This is a genomic window from Pseudomonas sp. S2_B10, assembly GCF_054668425.1.
Genome location: NZ_CP162768.1, coordinates 1,236,907 through 1,260,874, shown reverse-complemented (window position 1 = coordinate 1,260,874; position 23,968 = coordinate 1,236,907). Strand labels below are relative to the sequence as shown.

Sequence of the window (23,968 nt, the reverse complement as noted above, 5' to 3'; positions counted from 1 at the left end):
AGCGAGCCTGCTCGCGAATGCAATGTCACATCCGCCATCCATGTGACTGACCCGACGCTTTCGCGAGCAGGCTCGCTCCCACAGTTTGATCTCCAGGGAGAGGAGATCTGCGTCATGACCTCAACAAACATAAAAAGAGGCATCTCTCATGCAAACGCATACCCTCTCCGGGCAGGCGTCTTTAGTCACGCCTAGCCGCAAGCGATTTTTCATCATGGTGTTGCTGTTCATCACCGTGGTCATCAACTACCTGGACCGCAGCAACCTGTCGATTGCCGCGCCGGCGCTGACCAGTGAGCTGGGCATCGATCCGGTTCACGTCGGTCTGATCTTCTCCGCCTTCGGCTGGACTTACGCTGCCATGCAGATCCCCGGCGGCTGGCTGGTCGATCGCGTGCCGCCGCGCATCCTTTACAGCGTCGCGCTGCTGCTGTGGTCGGTGGCCACGGTGATGCTCGGTTTCGTCAGCAGCTTCATCGCGCTGTTCGTGCTGCGCATGGCCGTCGGTGCGCTGGAAGCGCCGGCCTATCCGATCAACAGCCGCGTGGTCACCACTTGGTTCCCTGAGCGCGAGCGCGCCACGGCGATCGGTTTCTACACTTCCGGACAGTTTGTCGGTCTGGCTTTCCTGACCCCGGTGCTGGCGTGGCTGCAACATGAGTTCGGCTGGCACATGGTGTTCGTCGCCACCGGCGCGGTGGGCATTCTGTGGGCGCTGATCTGGTACGCGGTGTATCGCGAGCCGCGCGATTTCAAAGGCACTAACCAGGCGGAAATCGACCTGATCCGCGAAGGCGGCGGGCTGGTCGATATCCAGGCCGAGGCGGCCAAGGTAAAAGCCAAATTCAGCTGGACCGATCTCGGCATCGTCCTCAGCAAACGCAAGTTGTGGGGTATCTACCTCGGCCAGTTCTGTCTGAACTCGACGCTGTGGTTCTTCCTCACCTGGTTCCCGACCTATCTGGTGAAATACCGCGGCATGGACTTCATCAAGTCCGGCCTGCTTGCATCGCTGCCGTTTCTCGCCGCGTTCGTCGGCGTCCTGTGCTCGGGATTCTTTTCCGACTTCCTGATCCGGCGCGGCTACACCGTGGGCTTCGCACGCAAGTTGCCGATCATTGGCGGGCTGCTGATTTCGACCTCGATCATCGGCGCCAATTTTGTCGAGTCGACGCCGCTGGTGATTGCCTTCCTCGCCCTGGCATTTTTCGGCAACGGGCTGGCGTCGATCACCTGGTCGCTGGTCTCGACGCTGGCGCCGGCGCGTTTGCTCGGTCTGACCGGTGGCGTATTCAACTTCATCGGCAATCTTTCGGCGATTGCTACGCCGATTGTGATCGGCTTCCTTGCCAGCGGCGATTCGTTCGCGCCGGCGATCACCTACATCGCCGTGCTCGCGCTGGTCGGTGCCTTGTCCTACGTGCTGCTGGTGGGCAAGGTCGAGCGTATCGAGTTGTAGTGCTCAGCGTCGGGCGACCATAATGCCGCCCGTTCCTTCGCTCAACGGTAAAAAGGCTGGATATGCAGGAAGACGCCCCGGAAAAAACCAAGGACGCCGCGCCCACCGGCACCCAGACGCTGCTGCGCGGCCTCGGTGTAGTCCAAGCGGTGGCCAGCGGCGCGCGTGATCTCAAGGAGATCGCCCGGCTGATCGGCACCACGCGCAGCACTACCCATCGTCTGGCCAGTTGTCTGGTCGACGAGCGTTATCTGCGCGTGGTGCCGCAAATCGGTTATCTGCTCGGGCCGAAGCTGATCGAACTGGGCTTTCAGGCCCGCGAAGAGTTGCCGCTGGTGACGTTGGCCGGACCGTATCTGGATGAGTTGTCGGCGCTGACCGGCGATACCGTGCACCTCGGAATCCGCGAAGGCGACGAAGTGCTGTATTTATTGAAGAACCCCGGGCGCAACGGGCCGGAAATGCGCTCGCGGGTTGGCCATCGCATGCCGCTGGTACGCACCGGGATCGGCAAGGCCTTGATGCTCGACGATTCGCCGCAGGATTGGCGGCGGCTGTACGACATCAGCCTGCCGGCGGGTGGCAAAAGTCAGTTCTGGCCGCAGCATCCGCAGCAATCGTGGGAGCAGCTGGAGCAGCGCATGGGCGAATACGTTGCCGGTGGCTACGCGTTCGATCTGGAAGACAACGAACCGTCGATCCGCTGTGTGGCGGCGCCAATTCGTGATGCGAGCAAGGGCATAGTCGCGGCGATCAGTATCGCCAGCACCGTGCCGTACATGCCGCTGGAAAAAATGGCCGAGTTGATCCCCCTGCTCAAAGGGGTCACAACCCGGCTGTCGGCGGAGCTTGGTTTGAAGGTATAGCCCTAAGGTTTAGGCCTTCAGCGTCGCCATGTCGATGACGAAGCGGTACTTCACATCACCGGCAATCATCCGCGCATAGGCTTCATTGATATTGCGGATGTCGAGCATTTCGATGTCGCAGGTGATGTTGTGCTCGGCGCAGAAATCCAGCACTTCCTGGGTTTCGGCGATACCGCCGATCAAGGATCCGGCCAGTACGCGACGGCTCATCACCAGTTTGCCGGCGTGCACGGGCGGGTTCACTGGCTCGATCAGGCCGACCAGAATGTGCACGCCGTCGAAACGCAAGGTGTCGAGGTACGGGTTCAAGTCGTGTTGCACCGGAATGGTATCGAGCAGGAAGTCGAAGTAGCCGGCCGCGGCCTTCATCTGCTCGGCATCGGTGGAGACGATGACGTGATCGGCGCCCTGACGGCGACCTTCTTCAGCCTTGCTCGCCGAACGGGTGAACAGGGTCACTTCCGCGCCCATGGCCTTGGCGAACTTGATGCCCATGTGGCCGAGGCCACCCATGCCAAGAATGCCTACCTTGTCACCGGCCTTGACGCCGTAGTGCTTGAGCGGCGAGTAAGTGGTGATGCCGGCGCAGAGTATCGGTGCGGCACTGGCCAGTGCGAGTTTCTCGGGGATGCGCACAACGAAGTGTTCGCTGACCACGATGCTGTCCGAATAACCGCCCATGGTGTTGCTGCCATCAACCCGATCCGGGGTGGCGTAGGTCATGGTCGGGCCTTCGAGGCAATATTGCTCGAGGTTCGCCTGACAGGCTTCGCAGCTGCGGCAGGAGTCGACCATGCAGCCGACACCAACCAGATCGCCTACCTTGTGACGGGTGACATTCGCACCGACTGCGGTGACTTTTCCGACGATCTCATGGCCAGGCATCAGCGGATAAACGGCGATGCCCCATTCGTTGCGTGCCTGATGGATGTCGGAATGGCAGACGCCGCAGTAGAGAATTTCGATCGCCACGTCGTCGGCGCGCGGGCTGCGGCGTTCGAATTTCATCGGGGCGAGGGGCGTGGTGGCCGATTGGGCGGCATAGCCGATGGCGGTGTACATGGGTGACCTCGCAAAAACAGTGACAAGTGAGGCGGTGAATTCTGGCCGTCAGACGCGGGTGCGGCCATGACGATTTCTCCGGGTCTCATGCCTAATCCTCCGGCATGCGGGTTTCGGCGATCGCATTGGTCAGCGGATCTGCGATGATGTTTTCATCCACTTTTCCGTGAATTTTACGAAGACCTATTCGATGCAGTTGACCCGTCATCTTGATGCCAATGCCCGGCTGGTTTCGCTGATCGAACCGCTGGCGCTGCGCGATGGCTACAGCCAGACCGGCCTGCCCGGTGTGCAGATCCTGCGCGCCAGTTGCGACGTCGCCCGTGGCCCGCACATTTACGAGCCGAGCCTGATGATCATCGCCCAGGGCAGCAAACTGGCGTTCCTCGGCCCACGAACCATGGAATACGGCGCCGGGCATTACCTGATCCAGGCGCTGCCGGTGCCGTTCGAATGTGAAACCTTTGCCTTGCCCGATGCGCCATTGCTCGGTGTGTCGGTGGCGATTGATCGCGTCCTGCTCGGCGAATTGGTGCTGGCCATGGGGCTGGCGCCGGGTCGGCATATTCCGGCGCAGACGCCGGAGTCGATGACCTCGGTGGTGCTCGACGATGGCATGCGCGGTTGTGTCGAGCGGCTGCTCAGCTGTCTGCACGATCCGCTGGAATGCCAGATTCTCGGCCCGGCGCGGGTCCGCGAGTTGTTGTTCGTTGCGTTGCGCGGGCCGCAGGCGGATGTATTGCGTGCGTTGGTCGAGCAACAAGGGCAATTCGCCCGGGTGGCGGCGTCGATCAGCCATCTGCATGCGCATTACACCGAGCCGCTCAATGTCGAGACACTGGCCAGTTGCGCGAACATGAGCGTGTCGACGTTTCATGAGCATTTCAAGCGCAGCACACTGTTGTCGCCAGTGCAGTATCTCAAGCGTTTGCGCTTGTTGAAGGCGCAGACGCTGCTGGTGGCGGAGGGGCTGGGTGTCGCGCAGGTGGCGCATCGGGTGGGGTATCAGAGCACGTCGCAGTTCAGCCGCGAGTACAAGCGTTACTTCGAACGCAGTCCGGGGGATGAGCGCGCTGCCTGATCCGCCGATAATCCCCTGTGGGAGCGAGCCTGCTCGCGAAGGCGGTGTATCAGTCGACATCATCTTTATCTGACACACCGCTTTCGCGAGCAGGCTCGCTCCCACAGTTGTTTTGTGGTGTCAGGGGAATTTTGGGCAACAAAAAGGCCCCCATTTCGGGAGCCTTGTTGTTCAGCGTTTCGACTTACATGTTCGGGTAAGTCGGGCCGCCGGCGCCTTCCGGCGCGACCCAAGTGATGTTCTGCGCAGGGTCCTTGATGTCACAGGTCTTGCAGTGCACGCAGTTCTGGGCGTTGATCTGGAAGCGCTTCTCGCCGTCTTCCTTGGTGATCACTTCGTATACGCCGGCCGGGCAGTAACGCTGCGCCGGTTCGTCGTACAACGGCAGGTTTTTGCTGATCGGGATGCTCGGATCGGTCAGCTTCAAGTGGCACGGCTGCTCTTCTTCGTGGTTGGTACCGGAGATGAACACCGAGCTGAGTTTGTCGAAACTCAGTTTGCCGTCAGGTTTCGGGTAATCGATCTTCTTGCAGTCGGCCGCGAGCTTGAGGCAGGCGTAATCCGGCTTGGTGTCGCGCAGGGTGAACGGCAGTTTGCCGCCGAAGATGTTCTGGTCCAGCCAGTTGAAACCACCGCCGATGATCGCGCCGTACTTGTGAATCGCCGGGCCGAAGTTACGGCTGGCGAACAGTTCTTCGTGCAGCCAGCTGTTCTTGAATGCGTCGACGTAAGTAGTCAGTTCGACGGTGCAATCCTGCTCGGCGAACAGCGCATCGGCCACCGATTCCGCCGCAAGCATGCCGGACTTCATCGCGGTGTGGCTGCCTTTGATCTTGGCGAAGTTCAGGGTGCCGAGGTCGCAACCGATCAGCGCGCCGCCCTTGAAGACCATTTTCGGCAGCGAGTTCAGGCCGCCCTTGGCGATGGCGCGGGCGCCATAGCTGACGCGCTTGCCGCCTTCCAGATATTGCTTGAGCACCGGGTGATGCTTGAGGCGCTGGAACTCATCGAACGGCGACAGGTAAGTGTTGCTGTAGGACAGGTCGACGATCAGACCGACCACCACCTGATTGTTTTCCAGGTGATAGAGGAATGAGCCGCCGGTGTTTTCGGTGCCCATGATGTCCAGCGGCCAACCGGCGGTGTGCACCACCAGGCCCGGCTGATGCTTGGCCGGGTCGATTTCCCAGATTTCTTTCAGACCAATGCCGTAGTGCTGAACGTCGGCATCGCTGTCGAGGTTGTAGCGCTTGATCAGTTGCTTGCCAATGTGGCCACGGCAGCCTTCGGCGAACAGCGTGTATTTGCCACGCAGTTCCATGCCAGGGGTGTACAGGCCTTCTTTCGGGTTGCCTTCACGGTCGACGCCCAGATCACCGGTGATGATCCCGCGCACTACGCCGTTTTCATCGATCAGCGCTTCCTGAGCGGCAAAGCCCGGATAGATTTCCACACCCAGGTTCTCGGCCTGCTGAGCCAGCCAGCGGCACAGGTTGCCCAGGGAGATGATGTAGTTGCCTTCGTTGTGCATGGTCTTGGGCACAAAGAAGTCAGGAATCTTCTGCGCACTGTCGGCGTTTTTCAGCACGAAAATGTCATCGCGTGTGACTGGCGTGTTCAGCGGTGCGCCGAGTTCTTTCCAGTCCGGGAACAGTTCGTTCAGGGCGCGGGGTTCGAACACCGCACCGGAGAGGATGTGCGCGCCGACTTCGGAGCCTTTTTCGACCACGCAGACGCTGATTTCCTTACCGGCGTCAGCGGCCTTCTGCTTCAAGCGGCAGGCGGCGGACAGACCAGCGGGGCCGGCACCGACGATGACGACGTCGAATTCCATGTATTCGCGTTCCACAGGCTATCTCCTACTCAAGGCTCAACAGTTTTTTTTCTAATATGGAGGTTTGATCTCGCATCCGTATTGCCTTTACGTTAACGTCAAAGGGAATATTGGCGAATCCACCTTTCTCTCTAGGCGGCGCATTATATCTACACCACTCCTAGCGTCCAATACAAACGTTTGTTTGAATCGCCTCCAGCCCTGATAAATCAAAGAAGCGCGGCTTATGACAGGGCATTTTGGCGTATTGACCAGAATGGGCGTTCCGGTCAAGATACGGGCGGTTTTGCGCTCGCCGTAGGCAGACTGGCGGTTTCAAGAGCACCTCTAAAGACAGGGCACAGGCAGTAGACGGTGATGCGCAGCGCAAGTCCGGCGCGCAGTTTACACAGCGTGAGAATGAATGACCCGACAGTCACCCCTGACGAACGGTCACCGCTCTTCGCGAAGTGAATCACCTCACATTCAAGCCGGCGTTTTTAGAGGTGCCCTTGTCGCCCGATGAGCATCATCCGCCAGGTTCGCCTAGGCGACTTTCTTTTCACCGGAGAGTAACGAGGAATCCATGAAGGTTCTTGTAGCTGTCAAACGCGTTGTGGATTACAACGTCAAGGTCCGCGTCAAGGCGGACAATTCCGGCGTCGACCTCGCCAACGTCAAGATGTCGATGAACCCGTTCTGCGAAATCGCCGTGGAAGAAGCCGTACGCCTGAAAGAGAAGGGCGTTGCGACTGAAATCGTCGTCGTCTCGATCGGCCCGACCACCGCTCAGGAGCAGCTGCGTACCGCACTGGCTCTGGGTGCCGACCGCGCCATCCTCGTCGAATCCGCTGAAGACCTGACCTCGCTGGCCGTGGCCAAGCTGCTCAAGGCCGTTGTCGACAAGGAGCAGCCTCAGTTGGTGATCCTTGGCAAACAGGCGATCGACAGCGACAACAACCAGACCGGCCAGATGCTCGCGGCACTGAGCGGCTACGGTCAGGGCACCTTCGCTTCGAAAGTCGAAGTCTCCGGCGACAGCGTTGCCGTGACTCGCGAAATCGACGGCGGCGCGCAGACCGTTTCGCTGAAACTGCCGGCCATCGTCACCACCGACCTGCGTTTGAACGAGCCGCGCTATGCGTCCCTGCCAAACATCATGAAAGCCAAGAAGAAGCCTCTCGAAGTGCTGACTCCGGACGCTTTGGGCGTTTCCACCGCCTCCACCAACAAGACCCTGAAAGTCGAAGCGCCGGCTGCACGCAGCGCGGGCATCAAGGTCAAGTCGGTGGCTGAACTGGTTGAAAAACTCAAGAACGAAGCGAAGGTAATCTAAATGACTATCTTGGTTATTGCTGAACACGACAACAAAGTGCTGGCCCCGGCCACACTGAACACCGTGGCTGCTGCGGCAAAAATCGGCGGCGACATCCACGTTCTGGTAGCAGGTCAGGGCGCAGGCCCGGTGGCCGAAGCCGCAGCGAAAATCGCTGGCGTGAGCAAAGTCCTGAATGCTGACAACGCCGCTTACGCGCATCAGCTGCCAGAGAACGTAGCGCCGCTGGTTGCAGAGCTGGGCGCTGGCTACAGCCACATCCTCGCTGCCGCCACTTCCAACGGCAAAAACATCCTGCCGCGCGTTGCCGCTGCGCTGGACGTTGACCAGATCTCCGAGATCATTTCGGTAGAAAGCGCTGACACTTTCAAGCGTCCGATCTACGCCGGTAACGCCATCGCCACCGTGCAATCGACCGCCGCGATCAAAGTGATCACCGTGCGTGCCACCGGTTTCGATCCGGTTGCTGCTGAAGGTGGTTCGGCTGCCGTTGAAGCTGTTGGCGCTGCGCACGACGCCGGTACCTCGAGCTTCGTCAGCGAAGAGCTGGCCAAGTCCGATCGTCCTGAGCTGACCGCTGCCAAGATCGTCGTCTCTGGCGGCCGCGGCATGCAGAACGGTGACAACTTCAAACACCTGTACGCCCTGGCCGACAAGCTTGGCGCTGCTGTTGGCGCTTCGCGCGCTGCGGTCGACGCAGGTTTCGTACCGAACGACATGCAGGTCGGTCAGACCGGCAAGATCGTTGCGCCACAGCTGTACATTGCCGTCGGTATCTCCGGCGCGATCCAGCATCTGGCCGGTATGAAAGACTCCAAGGTGATCGTTGCGATCAACAAGGACGAAGAAGCGCCGATCTTCCAGGTGGCCGATTACGGCCTCGTGGCGGATCTGTTCGAAGCAGTACCTGAGCTGGAGAAGCTGGTCTAATCCTGCGGCTTCACTTATAAAGAGCCCGGCCTGTTGGTCGGGCTTTTTTTTGTCTCGAATTTCAAGCGGGAGCGTTTAGCCATGGATCTGCGCTGCGGATGGTTGTTGGGATGGGTGCTGTTGCCAGGTCTGGCCACGGCCGCTGGCAAGTGCGAGCGCCTGGTTGTCACCGGCAGCCCGGATGCGCCGCCCTATCTGTGGCAGGACCCGCAAAATCCCAAACGCCTGATCGGCGCTAGCGCCGATTTGCTGCAGCAAGTGGCCAAGGATCTGGGCATCAAAGTTGACCTGCTCTACGCCGGCAAACGCTCGCAGGCCCTCGATGAAGTGCGCAGCGGGCGCATGGACATGCTGGCCGACGCGCCGTTGACCGTGAATGAGCTGGAAAACCTCGACTACATCCATCCGCCACTGCTGGAAAACGACTATCTGGTGTGGACGCGCAAAGGCTCGACGCTGACCTACGGCGAGGCCAGCGACCTGAAAGGCCATGCCGGGGCGGTGTCGGAAAAGTCGCGGATGACCCAGGCATTCGGCACTTTCGCCGAACAGAATCTGACCCTGACCCGCACAGCAAACCTTACCGAGGCATTACAGAAACTGCTGTTGGGCGAGGTGGAATATGTCCTCGCCGGACGTTACTCAGGCCTGGCCGCCGCGCAGACATTGGGCATGACCAGCGATCTGTTGGCGTTCGAACAACCCATCGACCGGCCGGGTCTGTTCCTCGCGGTTTCGCATAACTCGGCCTGCAACGATCCGTGGTTGCGCGGACAGCTCGCCAAAAAGATGACAGAATTGCCCGCGTCCGGACTGACGGAAGCCGCGCTGCAACGCAACATCGAGCGCTGGAAGGCGCAACAGCAACAGTCGCCACAACCTGTCAGTGCCCCAAAACAGTAGGGATTCTTAGTGAGTATTCGACCTCTTTTCGCGGCTGTGGCCGTTCTGGCCCTGGCCGGGTGCGCATCCGATCCGGCACCCAGTGAACAAATGCGTTTGACCGAACAAGCCATCGTGCAGGCCAAGGCAGTCGGCGCTACCGCCGACGAAGTGCCGGAAATGCAACTGGCCGAAACCAAATACAACCGCGCCAAAGGCAGCATGGCCGACGAGTCCTATCGCAACGCGCGCATGCGTGCCGAGCAGGCCGAATTGGATGCACGTCTGGCCGAGGCCAAGGTGCTGACGAAAAAAAGTGAAGAACAGCTGAATGTGCTCAATACCCGCATTGTCCGCCTGCGCAAGCAGCTGCAACTGGGGGAAGCGCAATGAGCCTCAAGTCCAATGCTCTCGGCATTCTGCTCCTCGCCGGTTGCGCCAGCCTGTACGGCTGCGCCGGCCAGCACAGCGAGGCGGCGCTGCAACAGGCCGGCGCTGATTTCCAGAAGGTCAAGGAAGATTCCAACGTCCTGCGCATCGCGCCGAAAGACGTGATCCGCGCCGGCGAGTCTCTTGCCCGTGCCGATCGGCTGTCGACCTATTGGGGCAGCGGTGCCGACGTGGTGCATTACGCCTACCTGAGCCAGCGCTACAGCGAAATCGCCCGCGAGCACACCAACCAGGCGCTCAACGAGGAACGCGCAGCCAAGCTCGAGCTTGAGCGTCAGCGTCTGCAACTGGCTCTGCGCGAGTCGAAGCTGCTCAGTGTGCAGCAGCAGGGCAAGTGGCTGGAGGAACAGATCGAGGCGCTGGCCACCACACAGACCGATCGGGGGCTGGTCATGACCCTCGGCGACGTGTTGTTCGACACCGGCCAGGCGGAACTGAAAAACTCGGCCAACCGTGTCGTGCTGAAGATCGTCCAGTTTCTGCAACTCAACCCCAAGCGCGTGGTGCGCATCGAGGGTTACACCGACAGCACCGGTGGCAAACAGGAAAACCTCAAACTGTCCCGCGATCGTGCGCAGTCGGTGGCTGACGTGCTGGTCGATCTGGGCATCGATGAAAAACGCATTCAGGTCGAAGGTTATGGCGACCAGTTTCCGGTTGACGCCAACGCCTCCGAGCGCGGCAGGGCGCAGAACCGCCGGGTGGAAATCGTGTTCTCCGACGAAAAAGGCCAGCTCGGCGCCGCCCGCTGAGGGCTGCGTCTCTGGAAAGCCCGGACTGTCATGCAGTGCCGGGCTTTTTTATGTCTGTCGATTGCTGCGCAAAACCGTACAGATGGGGCAGACACCCCACTGTACGGTCGAGTAATCTGGCAACTGTCCCAGTACACTTCTAAACTGTTCCGGTATTGTTTCACACAAGAATAAAACGCCCGTGAAATCGAGTGCTGCGTCATGACCAATCTCTTGCTCTACCAACGTATTGCTCAGCAACTGGCCGAAGACATCCGCCGTGGTGTCTATCAACCGGGGGAGCGCGTGCCTTCGGTGCGCAAGATGAGTTCGCAGCTCAACGTCAGTCATGCGACGGTGTTGCAGGCTTACGCCAACCTTGAAGATCAGGGCCTGATCCGCGCTCGGCCGCAGTCGGGTTACTACGTGCACCAGACCCCAGCGCTGACCGCGCCGACGCCGGATATTGCCCGGGTCGAACGGCCGGGGCTGGTGACGCGCAGCAGCATCATCCAGCAGGTATTGGTCGAGTCGCGGCGCGAAGGCGTGTTTCCGCTGGGCGCTGCGGTGCCGAGCGTCGATTATCTGCCGGTGCGCGCGCTGCATCAGCAACTGGCCAAGGTCACCCGGTTTCACAGTCCACGGGCGTTCAGCTACATGTTCAGCCCCGGCTTCGAACCGCTGCGTCGGCAAGTCGCGATCCGCATGCGTGACGCCGGCGTGGTGGTCGATCCGTCGGAAGTGGTGATTACCCACGGCTGTGTCGACGCCTTGCAGATGTCATTGCGTGTGCTGACCCGGCCGGGGGATCTGATCGCTGCCGAATCACCGACCTATTACGGCCTGCTGCAACTGGCCGATCTGCTTGGCCTGAAGGTCATCGAAATCCCCAGCGACCCCGCCACCGGCATGAGCCTGGAAGCCTTGCAACTGGCCGCCAACCAGTGGTCGATCAAGGCGCTGGTGCTGACCACGCGCCTGAGCAATCCCCTCGGCGGAACCATGCCGGAAGAGCGGCAGAAACAGTTGCTGCGGCTGGCCTCGGATTTCGACATTCAGATTGTCGAAGACGATATCTACGGCGAACTGATGTTCGAGCAGGGCCGTACCAAGGCGCTGAAGGCTTACGACAGGCTGGATCGGGTGATCTACTGCTCGAGCTTCTCCAAAACCTTGTCGCCAGGTGTGCGTATCGGCTGGATGATCGCCGGCAAATACCAACAGGAAATCCAGCGCCTGCAAACCTTCAGCACCCATTCGGCGTGCAGCGTCACGCAGATGGCGATTGCCGCCTATCTGGAAAACGGCGGTTATGACCGGCATTTACGCTACATCCGCCAGGAGTACCGGAAAAACCTCAGCGCGTTCCAGCTGGCGGTTCAACAGCATTTCCCTGAAGGCACGCAGATGTCCCGGCCAACGGGCGGTTTCATCCTTTGGGTGAGCTTGCCGGGGCGGGTCAACACCCAGGAATTACATGTCCGCGCACTGCAACAAGGCATCAGCATCGCGCCGGGGCTGATCTTCAGCAACACCGAGCAGTTCAACCACTGTATCCGGCTCAATTGCGGCATTCCGTGGAACCGCGAGGCGGAGCGCGCGCTGATGACGCTGGGTCTGTTGGCGACCCAACTGTGTCAGGAAATGGCTGGCGGATTCTGAACGAGGAGGGCGGTGGTGCTTGTCATGTGACGCACAACAAGCGAGCATGTGGCCCTCTGCCGTTAGTTCGTTGGGTCCATGAAAGCCATTGTTCCTGCCGCGTGGGTATTGCTGGGTTTGTTGATGATCGGTCAGGCACCGGGTGTCATGGCGGCCGCAGCCCAGGAAAAACCGGCAGCGACCAGTACGACGAAGAAAGCCGTCAAAACCGTGGCTCCGGCAAAAAAAGCCCAGGCCAAAACAAACGCCACGGTGAAGAAGCGCCGCCCGGTTGCCTCGAAGTCGAAATCCGCGAGCGAAGTGGCCAAGACCAAATTGCCGCCGGCAAAACTCGATCTCAGCCTGCCCAAGGATATGGTTGAAGACCTGAAGCCACAGGGCACCGTAGAACTGCCCAAACGCGAGGCGATCCTGCCGCAGATGTTTGGCGAAAAAGATAACGGCTTCCAGCTCAACGGCCGCTTGCTCAGCAATGAAATGGAGTTGCAATTGCGCAACGAAGCGCGACGCGATGTGGAAGGCGCGGCGCTGGATTTCGAATTCAAGCAATAGATGCAGGCCTCTGCGACGCGCAGAGCAGACGCTTCGTCGGAGACTGCCCGGTCACTTTTACTTATCGTTGAAAAGCCGCTTGCAGCAATTTGAAACAGCTGTTTTAGCGGTTACTCTGTTCCCCGTCTCTTTACACATCGCCCGTCGCGAGGATCTGTTCGTCATGAAATGCCGTGAAGGCTGTGGCGCTTGCTGCATTGCCCCCTCCATCAGTTCGCCGATCCCCGGCATGCCCGATGGCAAACCCGCCGGCGAACGTTGCGTGCAACTGTCGGTCGATAACCTGTGCAGCATTTTCGGCCGTCCGGAACGTCCGGCTGTGTGCTCGGGTTTCGCTGCGGATGTCGAGGTTTGCGGCAGCAGTTCAGAAGAAGCGATCAGATTGATCGGCTGGTGGGAGCAGATGACGGCGGCGTGATGTGTTCACCAACGGAACTTCAACAATAAGGAATAAAACTATGGGTTCGCTGCACCGTATCGCTGTGTTGTGTGGTCTGACTGCCGTACTTGCCACCTCGGTCGTCCACGCGGAAGACTGGAAAGTTGCCAAGAACGAAGACGGCATCAAGGTTTCCCTGAGCGAAATACCCGGTTCGGATTACAAGTCCTACCAAGGCGTTGCGCTGATGAAAACAACCGTTGCCAAACTGCGCGCCTTGCAGGAAGACGTCTCCGGCGCCTGCGCGTGGATTCACGAATGCAAGAGCCAGAAACTGCTCAAGCACGAAGGCGATCTGAGCTGGACCTATTCGCAATTCAATACGCCGTGGCCGGTGACCCCGCGTGATTCGGTGTTGAAAATCACCACTGTTGAGGGCGCCGATGGCAGCCTGACCCGTAATCTTGAGGGCGTGCCGACCTATCTGCCGGAAGAAAAAGGCTTCGTGCGGGTCCAGCAAGTCAAAGGCTTCTGGAAGTTCGTGCCTAAAGGCGATCACGTTGAAGTGACTTACCAGGTGCACACCGAGCCGGGCGGTAGCGTGCCGGCCATGGTCGCCAACAAGTTTGTGGTGGATGCGCCATTCAATACCCTGAAAGCGCTGAAAGAACGCGCCGAGAAATAATCAATTGGCTGTAAGCAAAACGCCCCGATCGCTTCGGGGCGTTTTGTTTTGTCTCTAAATTGTATTTCCAGATATGCGTTGCACGAAATTTTCACAAAGTCTCCAAGACAATTCGCCCGCACTTGTTGACTGCCATTGCGTTGCCAGCCTTCGAATGAAAGTCTCGAAGGGCTGGGCAGTAATCAATGGCAATGGTGTGAACGATCGTGCAACATTTGCGCACCGCGCACGCCCCGGGGTCTGGATTGACCAATAGAGGGCATGGCGCCGCTGTATTTTTGCAACTTCAACTTCCAATGGGTCCTAAAACGACATGGCAAACCCGGACGCCCTGAGTCAGCAGCGATCTTCTGCTCGTCTGCTGCAACCGACCGTCAAATCGCATCTGGCCTACACGCTGCTGTGCGCGCTGGTCATGATGGTGATGTTTTCCGCGCTGCGCCTCGCGCTGCTGGTCTACAACCGCGAGATGATCCTCGACACCCCGGCCGCGACCTTCCTTGAAGCGTTCGTCAACGGTCTGCGTTTCGACCTGCGCCTGGTGGTCTACCTGTGCATTCCGCTGGTGCTGGCGCTGTTCAGTGCCCGGGCCATGGCCGCGCGCGGTTTCTTCCGTCTGTGGCTGACCGTCGCCTCGAGCATCGCGCTGTTCCTCGGCCTGATGGAAATGGACTTCTACCGCGAGTTTCACCAGCGCCTCAATGGTCTGGTGTTCCAGTACGTGAAGGAAGACCCGAAAACCGTAATGAGCATGCTCTGGTACGGTTTCCCGGTGGTGCGCTACGTGCTGGCGTGGGTGATCGGTACGGTCATTCTGACTCTGGCATTCAAAGGCGCCGACCGCGCCACCCGCCCGCGCGGGCCGTTCAGCGGCGGCAGCGTCAGCTCCCGTCAGGTTGCGCCGTGGTACACCCGCCTGGCGGTGTTCGTGGTCTGCCTGCTGATCTGCGTGGTCGCCGCTCGCGGCACCCTGCGTCAAGGCCCGCCGATGCGTTGGGGTGACGTCTACACCACCGATTCCAACTTCGCCAACCAGCTCGGCCTCAATGGCACGCTGGCGCTGGTCGCCGCAGCCAAGGCGCGCATGGGCGAAGACCGCGACAATATCTGGAAAGCCACGCTGCCTCAGGAACAGGCGCAGCAAGTGGTGCGCGACATGCTGCTGATGCCGGGCGACAAACTGGTCGATGCCGACATCGCCGCTGTTCGCCGCGACTACATGCCGCCGGCCGACAAGACCCTGCCGATCAAGAACGTTGTGGTGATCCTGATGGAAAGCATGGCCGGTCACTCGGTCGGTGCTTTGGGCGCGCCGGGCAATATCACCCCGTACCTGGACAAGCTGTCGAAGGAAGGTCTGCTGTTCGACCGTTTCTTCTCCAACGGCACCCACACCCATCAGGGCATGTTCGCGACCATGGCCTGCTTCCCCAACCTGCCAGGTTTCGAATACCTGATGCAGACCCCGGAAGGCAGCCACAAACTGTCCGGCCTGCCGCAGCTGCTCAGCGCCCGCGACTATGACGACGTCTATGTCTACAACGGCGATTTCGCCTGGGATAACCAGTCGGGCTTCTTCAGCAATCAGGGCATGACCAACTTCGTTGGCCGCAACGACTTCGTCAATCCGGTGTTCTCCGATCCGACCTGGGGCGTGTCCGACCAGGACATGTTCGATCGTGGCCTGCAAGAACTGAAGGCGCGGGAAAACGGCAAGCCGTTCTACGCGCTGCTGCAAACCCTGTCCAACCACACACCGTACGCCTTGCCGACGCCATTGCCGGTCGAGCGCGTGACTGACCGTGGCAGCCTCAACGAACACCTGACCGCCATGCGCTACTCCGATTGGGCGCTCGGTCAGTTCTTCGAGAAGGCGCGCAAAGAGAAGTACTTCAACGAAACCCTGTTCGTCATCGTCGGCGACCATGGCTTCGGCAACGAGCGCCAGATCACTGAAATGGACCTGGGCCGCTTCAACGTGCCGATGCTGATGATCGCCCCGGGCATTCAGCAGAAGTTCGGTACCCGCGACCACACCGTGGGTACGCAGATCGACATCGTGCCGACCATCATGGGCCGTCTCGGTGGCGAAGTGCGTCACCAGTGCTGGGGCCGTGACCTGCTCAACCTGCCGCAGGGCGATACCGGTTTCGGTGTGATCAAGCCATCGGGCAGCGAACAGACCACCGCCATTGTCACCGCCGACCAGATTCTGGTGCTGCCGCGTGACAAGGACATGGGCCCGAAAATCTGGCAATACCAGCTCGGCGCCAACCCGCACGCCGAAGTAGTGCCGGACGCGCCGCGCACTGCCGAACTCAAACTCAAACTTGAGGCGTTCCTGCAAACCGCGACCAAGAGCCTGCTCGATAACACCGCCGGTGTCATTCACGGCAAGCCGGACTGATAACTGGTTAAAGTCCACGCAATAAAAAAGAGGCCCTTGAACAAGGGCCTCTTTTTTTACCGCTTCAAATCGTCATATCTTGCCGAGTAACAACAGCACCAGCAGCACGACCAACACCACGCCGATAATGCCCGACGGGCCATAACCCCAACTTCTTGAGTGCGGGAAGACCGGCAGACCACCGATCAGCAACAGGATCAGGATGATGATTAGAATTGTGCCCATGGGTGATTTCCTTGTTCAGAGTCTGGAAGAGTCTTGATGCTCAGTGGGCAGCTGGAGAGCAACTAAATTCCAGCCGGCTTACATGCTCCGACTTGCGCCGATGAAAAAAAATTCAATGTTTTTTTAATGTATTTGGATTGCTCGGTTATTTCCTTTCCAGCAAAAAGATCGCAGCCCCGTTGCACTCGTCAGCTCCTACATGAGACCAACCGGAAAACAATGACGGCTGGAATCTTTTGATCCTCCATTCAGCAACTGGATGGAGCGTGGGCGAACGAACTTCCTTCGCTACACTCGGCGCATCTCTCCCGGAACAACAAGGCTGTCCGCTATGCAAAATCGCATGATGATCACTGGTGCAGGCTCAGGCCTGGGTCGCGAAATCGCGCTGCGCTGGGCCCGTGAAGGCTGGCGGCTGGCCTTGTCCGATGTCAGTGAGCCCGGCCTGCAGGAAACCCTGAAGCTGGTGCGCGAGGCGGGCGGTGACGGCTTCATCCAGCGCTGTGACGTGCGCGATTACAGTCAGCTCACCGCCTTCGCCCAGGCCTGTGAAGAGAAGCTCGGCGGCATCGACATCATCGTCAACAATGCCGGTGTCGCCTCGGGCGGGTTTTTCAGCGAATTGTCGCTGGAAGACTGGGACTGGCAGATTGCGATCAACCTGATGGGCGTGGTCAAGGGTTGCAAGGCGTTCCTGCCGCTGCTGGAAGAGAGCAAGGGCAAGATCATCAACATCGCCTCCATGGCCGCGTTGATGCAAGGCCCGGCAATGAGTAACTACAACGTGGCCAAGGCCGGCGTAGTGGCGTTGTCGGAGAGTTTGCTGATCGAACTGGCGCAGCAGGAAGTGGCGGTGCATGTGGTTTGCCCGTCGTTCTTCCAGACCAACTTGCTCGATTCTTTCCGTGGCCCGACCCCGGCCATGAAAGCCCAGGTCGGCAAGTTGCTGGAAAGTTCGCCGATCAGCGCAGCCGACATCGCTGACTACATCTATCAGCAAGTCGCCGCCGGCGAATTCTTGATTCTGCCCCACGAACAAGGGCGCATGGCCTGGGCGCTCAAACAGAAGAATCCGCAACTGCTCTACAACGAAATGACTTCCATGGCCGAGAAAATGCGCGCCAAGGCCAAACAAAACAACGCTTGATCTTGTTCGATTCCCGCCGCGTCGTTAGGGTGGCCGCCACGGTCACCCTGTCGAGACGCCTCCATGCTCAATTACTTGTGGTTCTTCCTTGCGGCGCTGTTTGAAATCGCCGGCTGTTTTGCCTTCTACATGTGGCTGCGCCAGGGCAAGAGTGCGTTGTGGGTGATTCCCGCGTTGCTCAGCCTGACCCTGTTCGCGCTGTTGCTGACCCGTGTTGAAGCGGCCTACGCCGGGCGCGCCTATGCCGCGTATGGCGGGATCTACATCGTTGCTTCGATTGGCTGGCTAGCGGTGGTCGAGCGGGTGCGTCCGCTGGGCTCGGACTGGATTGGCATGGCCCTGTGCGTGGTCGGTGCCAGCATCATTCTGTTCGGGCCGCGCTTTTCCGCTGCCTGAGGCTTTTGTGCGAAGTGTCTGACAGCCGTGGGCGTGGGCGTCTGTAGGGCAAGACTGATTTGCTCGTCGTGGATTGTGAAGACGCTGTAAGCCGCGCATCTTCAGGGTTTGCCAGTCCTGAAGGATGAATCCCATGCTTGTACTCAGCCGTGTGGTCGGTGAGTTGATTTCAATCGGAGACGACATCACCCTGCGTGTTCTGTCGGTCAACGGCTCCAGCGTGCGCTTCGGCGTCGAGGCGCCGAAAAAGGTCCATGTACACCGCGCCGAGGTCTATGACCGGATCAAGCGCAAGGAGGCTGCGGCGAAGGCTGGCTGACGGCTTCAGTCGAACAGATGCTTGGGTACGTCGTGCTTGAGCATCAGCTGGCACTGCTCGCTTTCCGGATCGAACACGATCAATGCCTGGCCTTTGGTCAGTGCCTGACGCACGCGCAGGACGCGGGTCTCCAGCGGGGTGTCATCGCCGTTGTCGGTACCGTCGCGGGTGACGAAATCCTCGATCAGGCGGGTGAGGGTGTCGACTTCAAGCGCGTCGTGGGGAATGAGCATGGGCACCTCGGTCAAATCAATGTCGGGATGCTACGGGGATTGGGTTTTGCGTGCCAGTTTTGTATCGGTCTTGCCTGCCAATTCGCGAGCAGGCTCGCTCCCACCTTTGAAATGCGATCCCTGTGGGAGCGCGCCTGCTCGCGAAAGCGGTTATCTGTTCACCGAAGGTTCAACTGTCAGAACGCTGCCCCACCAGACTGTCCACCGGCGGCACCCGGGTTTCGCTTTCCATCTGCGTGTCATGCTCGATCTGATGGCTGAAGCGATCCAGTGAGGCATTGGCCGGCGCCGCATCGCTGGCAAAGACCGGCGGACTCAGAATGTACGCGCCAAGCAGTCGGCTGAGCGCCGCCAGACTGTCGATGTGCGTGCGTTCGTAGCCATGCGTGGCATCGCAGCCGAAGGCGAGCAGGGCGGTGCGAATGTCGTGACCGGCGGTGACCGCCGAGTGCGCATCGCTGAAGTAATAGCGGAACATGTCGCGGCGCACCGGCAATTCGTGTTCATCGGCCAGACGCAACAGATGCCGCGACAGGTGATAGTCATACGGCCCGCCGGAATCCTGCATTGCCACGCTCACCGCGTGTTCGCTGGAATGCTGGCCGGGGGCGACCGGTGCGATGTCGATGCCGACAAACTCGCTGACGTCCCACGGCAATGCCGCCGCTGCACCGCTGCCGGTTTCCTCGGTGATGGTGAACAGTGGATGGCAATCGATGTTCAGTTCCTGGCCACTGTCGACAATCGCCTTGAGCGCGGCGAGCAGTGCGGCAACGCCGGCCTTGTCGTCGAGGTGGCGGGCGCTGATATGACCGCTTTCAGTGAACTCCGGCAGCGGGTCGAAGGCCACCACGTCGCCGACATGAATGCCCAGCGACTCGCAATCGGCCTTGGTCGTGCAGTAGGCGTCCAGACGCAGCTCGACATGGTCCCAACTGATCGGCATTTCATCGACCTGGGTGTTGAAGGCGTGCCCGGACGCCATCAGCGGCAACACGCTGCCGCGAATCACCCCGGTGTCGGTAAACAGGCTGACCCGGCTACCCTCGGCAAAGCGGCTCGACCAGCAGCCGACCGGGGCTAGGGTCAGGCGACCGTTGTCTTTTACCGCACGCACAGCAGCGCCGATGGTGTCCAGGTGCGCAGACACCGCGCGGTCAGGGCTGCTCTTTTTGCCCTTCAACGTCGCGCGGATGGTGCCGCGCCGGGTCATTTCAAACGGAATGCCCAGCTCTTCGAGACGCTCGGCGACATAGCGCACGATGGTGTCGGTGAACCCGGTAGGGCTGGGAATGGCGAGCATTTCCAGCAGGACTTTTTGCAGGTAAGCCAGATCCGGTTCAGGGATTTGTGTGGTCATGGTCATGGAAACTCCTGATGGGTTGAGCACATCGATGGTTTCGATGAGAGAAAGATTTGTGGCGCCTGATCGGTCCTCATCGCTGGCAAGCCAGCTCCCACAGTGTTGTGTATACCGCGGGAACTGTGGGAGCTGGCTTGCCAGCGATGGTGTCAGTGCAGCCGCTGGGTAATCAAGAGATCGCCGGCTGACTATGCGGAAACAACAGATCGACAAAGCGCTCCGCCGTCGGCTGCGGTTCGTGGTTGGCCAGGCCGGCGCGTTCGTTGGCTTCGATGAACACGTACTGGGGCTGATCCGCCGCCGGCACCATCAGATCGAGCCCGACCATCGGAATGTCCAGCGCCCGCGCCGCGCGCACTGCCGCGTCGACCAGGGTCGGATGAAGAATGTCGGTCACGTCTTCCAGCGTACCGCCGGTGTGCAGATTGGCCGTGCGCCGCACGAACAGATGCTCGCCGGCCGGCAGGATGCTGCTGTAGTCATAGCCGGCAGCGTGCAGCGTGCGTTGGGTTTCGTGGTCCAGCGGGATCTTGCTTTCGCCGCTGGTGGCCGCTTGCCGACGGCGGCTCTGCGCTTCGATCAGCGCACCGATCGAATGCTGACCATCGCCAACCACTTCCGCCGGACGGCGAATCGCCGCCGCTACCACTTCAAAACCGATCACCACGATGCGCAGATCAAGGCCTTCGTGGAAACTTTCCAGCAGCACGCGGCTGTCGAACTGCTTCGCCGTTTCGATGGCCTTCTGCACTTCTTCGATGGTGCGCAGATCCACCGCGACGCCGTGGCCCTGTTCGCCATCGAGAGGCTTGACCACCACCCGTTGGTGCTCATCGAGGAAGGCCAGGTTGTCGTCGGCATTGCCCGCCAGTTGCTGCGCCGGCAGTTTCAGGCCTGCGGCCTTGAGCACCTTGTGGGTCAGGCTTTTGTCCTGGCACAGGGTCATGCTGATCGCACTGGTCAGATCGCTCAGCGACTCGCGGCAGCGCACGCGACGGCCGCCGTGGCTGAGGGTGAACAGCCCGGCGTCGGCGTCATCCACTTGCACGTCGATACCGCGCCGATGGGCTTCTTCGACGATGATCCGCGCGTAAGGATTGAAATTCGCCTCCGGACCCGGGCCGAGAAACAGCGGCTGGTTGATGCCGTTCTTGCGCTTGATGGCGAACGTCGGCAGGTTGCGGAAACCCAGTTTGGCGTAAAGGTTTTTTGCCTGGCGGTTGTCGTGCAGCACCGACAGATCCAGATAAGCCAGACCACGACTCATGAAGTGCTCGACCAGATGCCGCACCAGCACTTCGCCGACGCCCGGGCGTGAGCAATGCGGGTCGACCGCCAGGCACCACAGGCTGCTGCCGTGTTCCGGGTCGTTGAAGGCTTTTTCATGATTGAGACCCATGACACTGCCGATCACCGCGCCGCTGTCCTCGTCTTCCGCCAGCCAGTACACCGGGCCGCCCTGATGATGTGGGGTGAGCAACTCCTGATCGATCGGCAACATGCCGCGCGCCTGGTACAAACGGTTGATGCCCTGCCAGTCGGTTTCGCTTTGCGCACGACGAATGCGGAAGCCGCGAAACACCCGCGTGGCCTGCCGGTAATCGCTGAACCATAAACGCAGGGTGTCGGATGGATCGAGAAACAGCTGCGTCGGCTCGAGGCCGAGAATCTGCTGCGGTGCGGCAACATACAGGGCGATATCGCGTTCGCCGGGCTGCTCGTTGAGCAGCTCCTGCGCCAGTGACGCCGGGTCGGGAAAGGTATGGCCGATCAGCAGCCGGCCCCAGCCGCAATGCACGGCAATCGGGGCGGTGGCAGGCTCGCTGCCGTCTTCGGCCAGGCGCGCCTGCAAACGTTCATACGAGGGGGCCTGACCACGCAACAGGCGCTGGTTGATGGACGTGGCATGGGGTTTCATCAATCAGATTCCTTGTTCACTGAGCCACAGGTTCAGGGCCGCCAGTTGCCACAGTTTCGAACCGCGCAACGGGGTCAGTTGGCCTTGCGGATCAGTCAAAAGCTTGTCGAGCATGGTCGGGTTGAACAGGCCGCGATCCTGGCTCGGATCCAGCAGCAGTTCGCGCACCCAGTTGAGCGTGTCGCCCTGCAAGTGCTTGAGACCCGGCACCGGGAAATAGCCCTTCTTGCGGTCGATCACTTCGCTTGGAATGACCCGGCGCGCAGCTTCTTTCAGCACTTGCTTGCCGCCATCGGGCAGCTTGAATTGGCCCGGCACCCGCGCCGACAGTTCGACCAGTCGATAGTCGAGAAACGGCGTACGCGCTTCCAGGCCCCAGGCCATGGTCATGTTATCGACGCGTTTGACCGGGTCATCGACCAGCATCACCGTGCTGTCCAGGCGCAGCGCTTTGTCCACGGCAGCCTCGGCGCCGGGCTGGGCAAAGTGCTGTTTGACGAAATCGCCGGCCGCATCGTGGTCGACCAGCCATTTCGGCTGCACAGTCGCCGCGTAGTCGTCGTAGCTGCGATCAAAGAACGCATCGCGGTAGGCCGCGTATGGGTCCGCCGCGCCGTCGACCTGCGGATACCAGTGGTAACCGGCAAACAGTTCGTCTGCGCCTTGGCCGCTCTGCACCACTTTGCAGTGCTTGGCCACTTCACGGGACAACAGATAGAAAGCGATGCAGTCGTGGCTGACCATCGGCTCGCTCATCGCCCGGAACGCGGCGGGCAGTTGCTCGATGATTTCTTTCTCGTCGATGCGCAACTGATGGTGGCGGGTCCCGTAGTGCTTGGCGATCAGGTCGGAATACTGGAATTCGTCGCCGCGCTCGCCGCCGGCATCCTGGAAACCGATGGAGAAGGTCGACAGATTCTCTACGCCGACTTCGCGCAACAGGCCGACGAGCATGCTCGAATCGACACCGCCGGAAAGCAACACACCGACGTCCACTGCCGCACGCTGACGAATCGCCACCGCTTCGCGGGTGCCGTCGAGGACGCGATCGACCCAGTCTTCCAGATTGAGGTTTTTCTCGTCTTCATTCGGGCCGTAGGGCAGGGTCCACCAGGTTTTCTGCTCGGTGCGGCCATCGGCTTCAACGCGCATCCAAGTGGCCGGCGGCAGTTTTTCGATACCGGCCAGCAACGTGCGCGGCGCAGGTACGACCGCGTGGAAATTCAGATAGTGATTGAGCGCCACCGGATCGAGGATCGGGTTGATATCGCCGCCCTTGAGCAGCGCCGGCAGTGCCGAGGCGAAGCGCAGGCGTTGGCCAGTGCGCGACAGGTACAACGGCTTTACGCCGAGACGGTCACGGGCGATGAACAGGCGCTGGGCATCACGCTCCCAAATGGCGAAGGCGAACATGCCGTTGAGTTTTGGCAGCAGTGCCTCGCCCCAGGCGTGATAACCCTTGAGCAGCACTTCGGTGTCGCCACCCGAATAGAAGGCATAACCCAGTGCTTCAAGCTCTGCGCGCAATTCCGGGAAGTTGTAGATCGCACCGTTGAACGCCAGGGACAGGCCCAGTTGACTGTCGATCATCGGCTGCGCCGAGCCGTCCGACAGGTCCATGATCTTCAGGCGTCGATGGCCCAGGGCAATCGGCCCCTGGGCATGGAAGCCCCACGCGTCAGGGCCGCGAGGGGCCAGGTGATGGGTGATTCTCTCGATCGCTGCAAGGTCTGCAGGTTGTTGATCAAAACGTAACTCGCCAGCTAATCCGCACATAAAGTCCTTACCGGTTTTTCCGTTGGGGAAGGTCAAGCCGTACCGCGCGAAAAGTGCGGGTACTCAGAAACTGACCTGTCACGGTAGGTGGAGTTTTAGATCGATAAGTTATAAGCCAGCCTGGCTGCCTTCTGCCGCAACGCTATCAGCGCGGATCGAGGATCGAGATTTGCCCACTTACCGTTACGCTTTTTTTGCATAAGCGCACAAGCGCGTGGACGTTCCGTGCGGGGTGGTGCAGGGCTGTTTTTTCCATACAAAAAAGCGTTTGATCTGCGTGGATTTTGTCCAGCATT

Annotated in this window: 23 protein-coding genes; 16 read left to right on the top strand and 7 right to left on the bottom strand. The window is 60.2% G+C overall.

Annotation, left to right across the window (positions count from 1 at the left end; translation table 11 throughout):
• The first annotated feature begins 148 nt into the window (after positions 1-148).
• Both AB4O45_RS05485 and AB4O45_RS05480 read left to right on the top strand, forming a co-directional pair.
• Positions 149-1,459: an MFS transporter gene (locus AB4O45_RS05485; protein ID WP_041479405.1), complete on the top strand. Its 1,311-nt coding sequence runs from the start codon at positions 149-151 to the stop codon at positions 1,457-1,459.
• A gap of 62 nt (positions 1,460-1,521) precedes the next feature.
• Positions 1,522-2,325, top strand: coding sequence for an IclR family transcriptional regulator (locus tag AB4O45_RS05480; RefSeq protein WP_016770958.1), 804 nt, complete (start codon positions 1,522-1,524; stop codon positions 2,323-2,325).
• A gap of 9 nt (positions 2,326-2,334) precedes the next feature.
• On the opposite strand, the gene AB4O45_RS05475 is transcribed toward AB4O45_RS05480, so the two are convergent.
• Positions 2,335-3,387, bottom strand: coding sequence for an NAD(P)-dependent alcohol dehydrogenase (locus tag AB4O45_RS05475; RefSeq protein WP_071173192.1), 1,053 nt, complete (start codon positions 3,385-3,387; stop codon positions 2,335-2,337).
• Between the two features lie 190 nt (positions 3,388-3,577).
• On the opposite strand from AB4O45_RS05475, the gene AB4O45_RS05470 reads away from it, so the two are divergent.
• Positions 3,578-4,468: an AraC family transcriptional regulator gene (locus AB4O45_RS05470; RefSeq protein ID WP_090288604.1), complete on the top strand. Its 891-nt coding sequence runs from the start codon at positions 3,578-3,580 to the stop codon at positions 4,466-4,468.
• Positions 4,469-4,652: 184 nt separating this feature from the next.
• Here AB4O45_RS05470 and AB4O45_RS05465 read toward each other — a convergent pair whose 3' ends face one another.
• Complete coding sequence (locus AB4O45_RS05465; protein WP_016770955.1) at positions 4,653-6,317, bottom strand: electron transfer flavoprotein-ubiquinone oxidoreductase; 1,665 nt, start codon at positions 6,315-6,317, stop codon at positions 4,653-4,655.
• 550 nt (positions 6,318-6,867) lie between these two features.
• Here AB4O45_RS05465 and AB4O45_RS05460 point away from each other — a divergent pair.
• The 10 genes from AB4O45_RS05460 to AB4O45_RS05415 all read left to right on the top strand — a co-directional run bounded on the left by AB4O45_RS05460 (position 6,868) and on the right by AB4O45_RS05415 (position 16,295).
• Complete coding sequence (locus tag AB4O45_RS05460; RefSeq protein WP_007908338.1) at positions 6,868-7,617, top strand: electron transfer flavoprotein subunit beta/FixA family protein; 750 nt, start codon at positions 6,868-6,870, stop codon at positions 7,615-7,617.
• Positions 7,618-8,547 (top strand): electron transfer flavoprotein subunit alpha/FixB family protein, encoded by a 930-nt coding sequence (locus AB4O45_RS05455; RefSeq protein WP_016770954.1) that lies wholly within the window; start codon positions 7,618-7,620, stop codon positions 8,545-8,547.
• Between the two features lie 81 nt (positions 8,548-8,628).
• Entirely contained in the window at positions 8,629-9,450 is an 822-nt protein-coding gene (locus tag AB4O45_RS05450) for a substrate-binding periplasmic protein (RefSeq protein WP_460161165.1), read from the top strand.
• Between the two features lie 9 nt (positions 9,451-9,459).
• Positions 9,460-9,822 carry a DUF4398 domain-containing protein gene (locus AB4O45_RS05445; RefSeq protein ID WP_038860459.1) on the top strand — a complete coding sequence of 121 codons (363 nt, stop codon included), beginning with the start codon at positions 9,460-9,462 and terminating at the stop codon, positions 9,820-9,822.
• Positions 9,819-10,631 (top strand): OmpA family protein, encoded by an 813-nt coding sequence (locus AB4O45_RS05440; RefSeq protein ID WP_056788304.1) that lies wholly within the window; start codon positions 9,819-9,821, stop codon positions 10,629-10,631. The genes AB4O45_RS05445 and AB4O45_RS05440 overlap by 4 nt, the downstream gene beginning before the upstream one ends.
• Before the next feature lie 201 nt (positions 10,632-10,832).
• Positions 10,833-12,272 carry an aminotransferase-like domain-containing protein gene (locus tag AB4O45_RS05435; protein ID WP_041478242.1) on the top strand — a complete coding sequence of 480 codons (1,440 nt, stop codon included), beginning with the start codon at positions 10,833-10,835 and terminating at the stop codon, positions 12,270-12,272.
• 78 nt (positions 12,273-12,350) lie between these two features.
• Positions 12,351-12,824, top strand: a complete 474-nt coding sequence (locus tag AB4O45_RS05430; RefSeq protein WP_076563781.1) for a translation initiation factor 2 — start codon at positions 12,351-12,353, stop codon at positions 12,822-12,824.
• A gap of 163 nt (positions 12,825-12,987) precedes the next feature.
• Positions 12,988-13,242, top strand: a complete 255-nt coding sequence (locus AB4O45_RS05425; protein WP_016770949.1) for a YkgJ family cysteine cluster protein — start codon at positions 12,988-12,990, stop codon at positions 13,240-13,242.
• Between the two features lie 40 nt (positions 13,243-13,282).
• A complete protein-coding gene (locus tag AB4O45_RS05420) occupies positions 13,283-13,888 on the top strand; it encodes an START domain-containing protein (RefSeq protein WP_460161164.1) in 606 nt (201 codons plus the stop codon).
• 313 nt (positions 13,889-14,201) lie between these two features.
• Positions 14,202-16,295 carry an LTA synthase family protein gene (locus AB4O45_RS05415; protein WP_460161163.1) on the top strand — a complete coding sequence of 698 codons (2,094 nt, stop codon included), beginning with the start codon at positions 14,202-14,204 and terminating at the stop codon, positions 16,293-16,295.
• 72 nt (positions 16,296-16,367) lie between these two features.
• Here AB4O45_RS05415 and AB4O45_RS05410 read toward each other — a convergent pair whose 3' ends face one another.
• Positions 16,368-16,520, bottom strand: a complete 153-nt coding sequence (locus tag AB4O45_RS05410; protein WP_003183939.1) for a DUF3309 family protein — start codon at positions 16,518-16,520, stop codon at positions 16,368-16,370.
• A gap of 331 nt (positions 16,521-16,851) precedes the next feature.
• Between AB4O45_RS05410 and AB4O45_RS05405 the strand changes: the two genes are divergently transcribed.
• From AB4O45_RS05405 to csrA, 3 genes are all read left to right on the top strand, one after another.
• Entirely contained in the window at positions 16,852-17,667 is an 816-nt protein-coding gene (locus AB4O45_RS05405) for an SDR family oxidoreductase (protein WP_041478247.1), read from the top strand.
• A 63-nt stretch (positions 17,668-17,730) separates the two neighbouring features.
• Complete coding sequence (locus AB4O45_RS05400) at positions 17,731-18,063, top strand: YnfA family protein (protein ID WP_016770946.1); 333 nt, start codon at positions 17,731-17,733, stop codon at positions 18,061-18,063.
• A gap of 133 nt (positions 18,064-18,196) precedes the next feature.
• A complete protein-coding gene (csrA, locus tag AB4O45_RS05395; RefSeq protein ID WP_024013891.1) occupies positions 18,197-18,382 on the top strand; it encodes a carbon storage regulator CsrA in 186 nt (61 codons plus the stop codon).
• 5 nt (positions 18,383-18,387) lie between these two features.
• Here csrA and AB4O45_RS05390 read toward each other — a convergent pair whose 3' ends face one another.
• The 4 genes from AB4O45_RS05390 to AB4O45_RS05375 all read right to left on the bottom strand — a co-directional run bounded on the left by AB4O45_RS05390 (position 18,388) and on the right by AB4O45_RS05375 (position 23,672).
• Entirely contained in the window at positions 18,388-18,615 is a 228-nt protein-coding gene (locus AB4O45_RS05390; protein WP_003172962.1) for a YheU family protein, read from the bottom strand.
• Between the two features lie 169 nt (positions 18,616-18,784).
• Positions 18,785-19,975, bottom strand: a complete 1,191-nt coding sequence (locus tag AB4O45_RS05385; protein WP_024013890.1) for an osmoprotectant NAGGN system M42 family peptidase — start codon at positions 19,973-19,975, stop codon at positions 18,785-18,787.
• Between the two features lie 172 nt (positions 19,976-20,147).
• A complete protein-coding gene (gene ngg, locus AB4O45_RS05380; protein WP_460161162.1) occupies positions 20,148-21,896 on the bottom strand; it encodes an N-acetylglutaminylglutamine synthetase in 1,749 nt (582 codons plus the stop codon).
• Between the two features lie 3 nt (positions 21,897-21,899).
• Positions 21,900-23,672 carry an N-acetylglutaminylglutamine amidotransferase gene (locus tag AB4O45_RS05375; RefSeq protein WP_460161161.1) on the bottom strand — a complete coding sequence of 591 codons (1,773 nt, stop codon included), beginning with the start codon at positions 23,670-23,672 and terminating at the stop codon, positions 21,900-21,902.
• Positions 23,673-23,968 lie beyond the last annotated feature (296 nt).

Bases quoted from the DNA above. Each gene is read 5' to 3' on its own strand.
- AB4O45_RS05485 (WP_041479405.1), top strand. From the start codon at position 149: ATGCAAACGCATACCCTCTCCGGGCAGGCGTCTTTAGTCACGCCTAGC.
- AB4O45_RS05480 (WP_016770958.1), top strand. From the start codon at position 1,522: ATGCAGGAAGACGCCCCGGAAAAAACCAAGGACGCCGCGCCCACCGGC.
- AB4O45_RS05475 (WP_071173192.1), bottom strand. From the start codon at position 3,387: ATGTACACCGCCATCGGCTATGCCGCCCAATCGGCCACCACGCCCCTC.
- AB4O45_RS05470 (WP_090288604.1), top strand. From the start codon at position 3,578: ATGCAGTTGACCCGTCATCTTGATGCCAATGCCCGGCTGGTTTCGCTG.
- AB4O45_RS05460 (WP_007908338.1), top strand. From the start codon at position 6,868: ATGAAGGTTCTTGTAGCTGTCAAACGCGTTGTGGATTACAACGTCAAG.
- AB4O45_RS05455 (WP_016770954.1), top strand. From the start codon at position 7,618: ATGACTATCTTGGTTATTGCTGAACACGACAACAAAGTGCTGGCCCCG.
- AB4O45_RS05450 (WP_460161165.1), top strand. From the start codon at position 8,629: ATGGATCTGCGCTGCGGATGGTTGTTGGGATGGGTGCTGTTGCCAGGT.
- AB4O45_RS05440 (WP_056788304.1), top strand. From the start codon at position 9,819: ATGAGCCTCAAGTCCAATGCTCTCGGCATTCTGCTCCTCGCCGGTTGC.
- AB4O45_RS05435 (WP_041478242.1), top strand. From the start codon at position 10,833: ATGACCAATCTCTTGCTCTACCAACGTATTGCTCAGCAACTGGCCGAA.
- AB4O45_RS05430 (WP_076563781.1), top strand. From the start codon at position 12,351: ATGAAAGCCATTGTTCCTGCCGCGTGGGTATTGCTGGGTTTGTTGATG.
- AB4O45_RS05425 (WP_016770949.1), top strand. From the start codon at position 12,988: ATGAAATGCCGTGAAGGCTGTGGCGCTTGCTGCATTGCCCCCTCCATC.
- AB4O45_RS05420 (WP_460161164.1), top strand. From the start codon at position 13,283: ATGGGTTCGCTGCACCGTATCGCTGTGTTGTGTGGTCTGACTGCCGTA.
- AB4O45_RS05415 (WP_460161163.1), top strand. From the start codon at position 14,202: ATGGCAAACCCGGACGCCCTGAGTCAGCAGCGATCTTCTGCTCGTCTG.
- AB4O45_RS05410 (WP_003183939.1), bottom strand. From the start codon at position 16,520: ATGGGCACAATTCTAATCATCATCCTGATCCTGTTGCTGATCGGTGGT.
- AB4O45_RS05405 (WP_041478247.1), top strand. From the start codon at position 16,852: ATGCAAAATCGCATGATGATCACTGGTGCAGGCTCAGGCCTGGGTCGC.
- AB4O45_RS05400 (WP_016770946.1), top strand. From the start codon at position 17,731: ATGCTCAATTACTTGTGGTTCTTCCTTGCGGCGCTGTTTGAAATCGCC.
- csrA (WP_024013891.1), top strand. From the start codon at position 18,197: ATGCTTGTACTCAGCCGTGTGGTCGGTGAGTTGATTTCAATCGGAGAC.
- AB4O45_RS05390 (WP_003172962.1), bottom strand. From the start codon at position 18,615: ATGCTCATTCCCCACGACGCGCTTGAAGTCGACACCCTCACCCGCCTG.
- AB4O45_RS05385 (WP_024013890.1), bottom strand. From the start codon at position 19,975: ATGACCACACAAATCCCTGAACCGGATCTGGCTTACCTGCAAAAAGTC.
- ngg (WP_460161162.1), bottom strand. From the start codon at position 21,896: ATGAAACCCCATGCCACGTCCATCAACCAGCGCCTGTTGCGTGGTCAG.
- AB4O45_RS05375 (WP_460161161.1), bottom strand. From the start codon at position 23,672: ATGTGCGGATTAGCTGGCGAGTTACGTTTTGATCAACAACCTGCAGAC.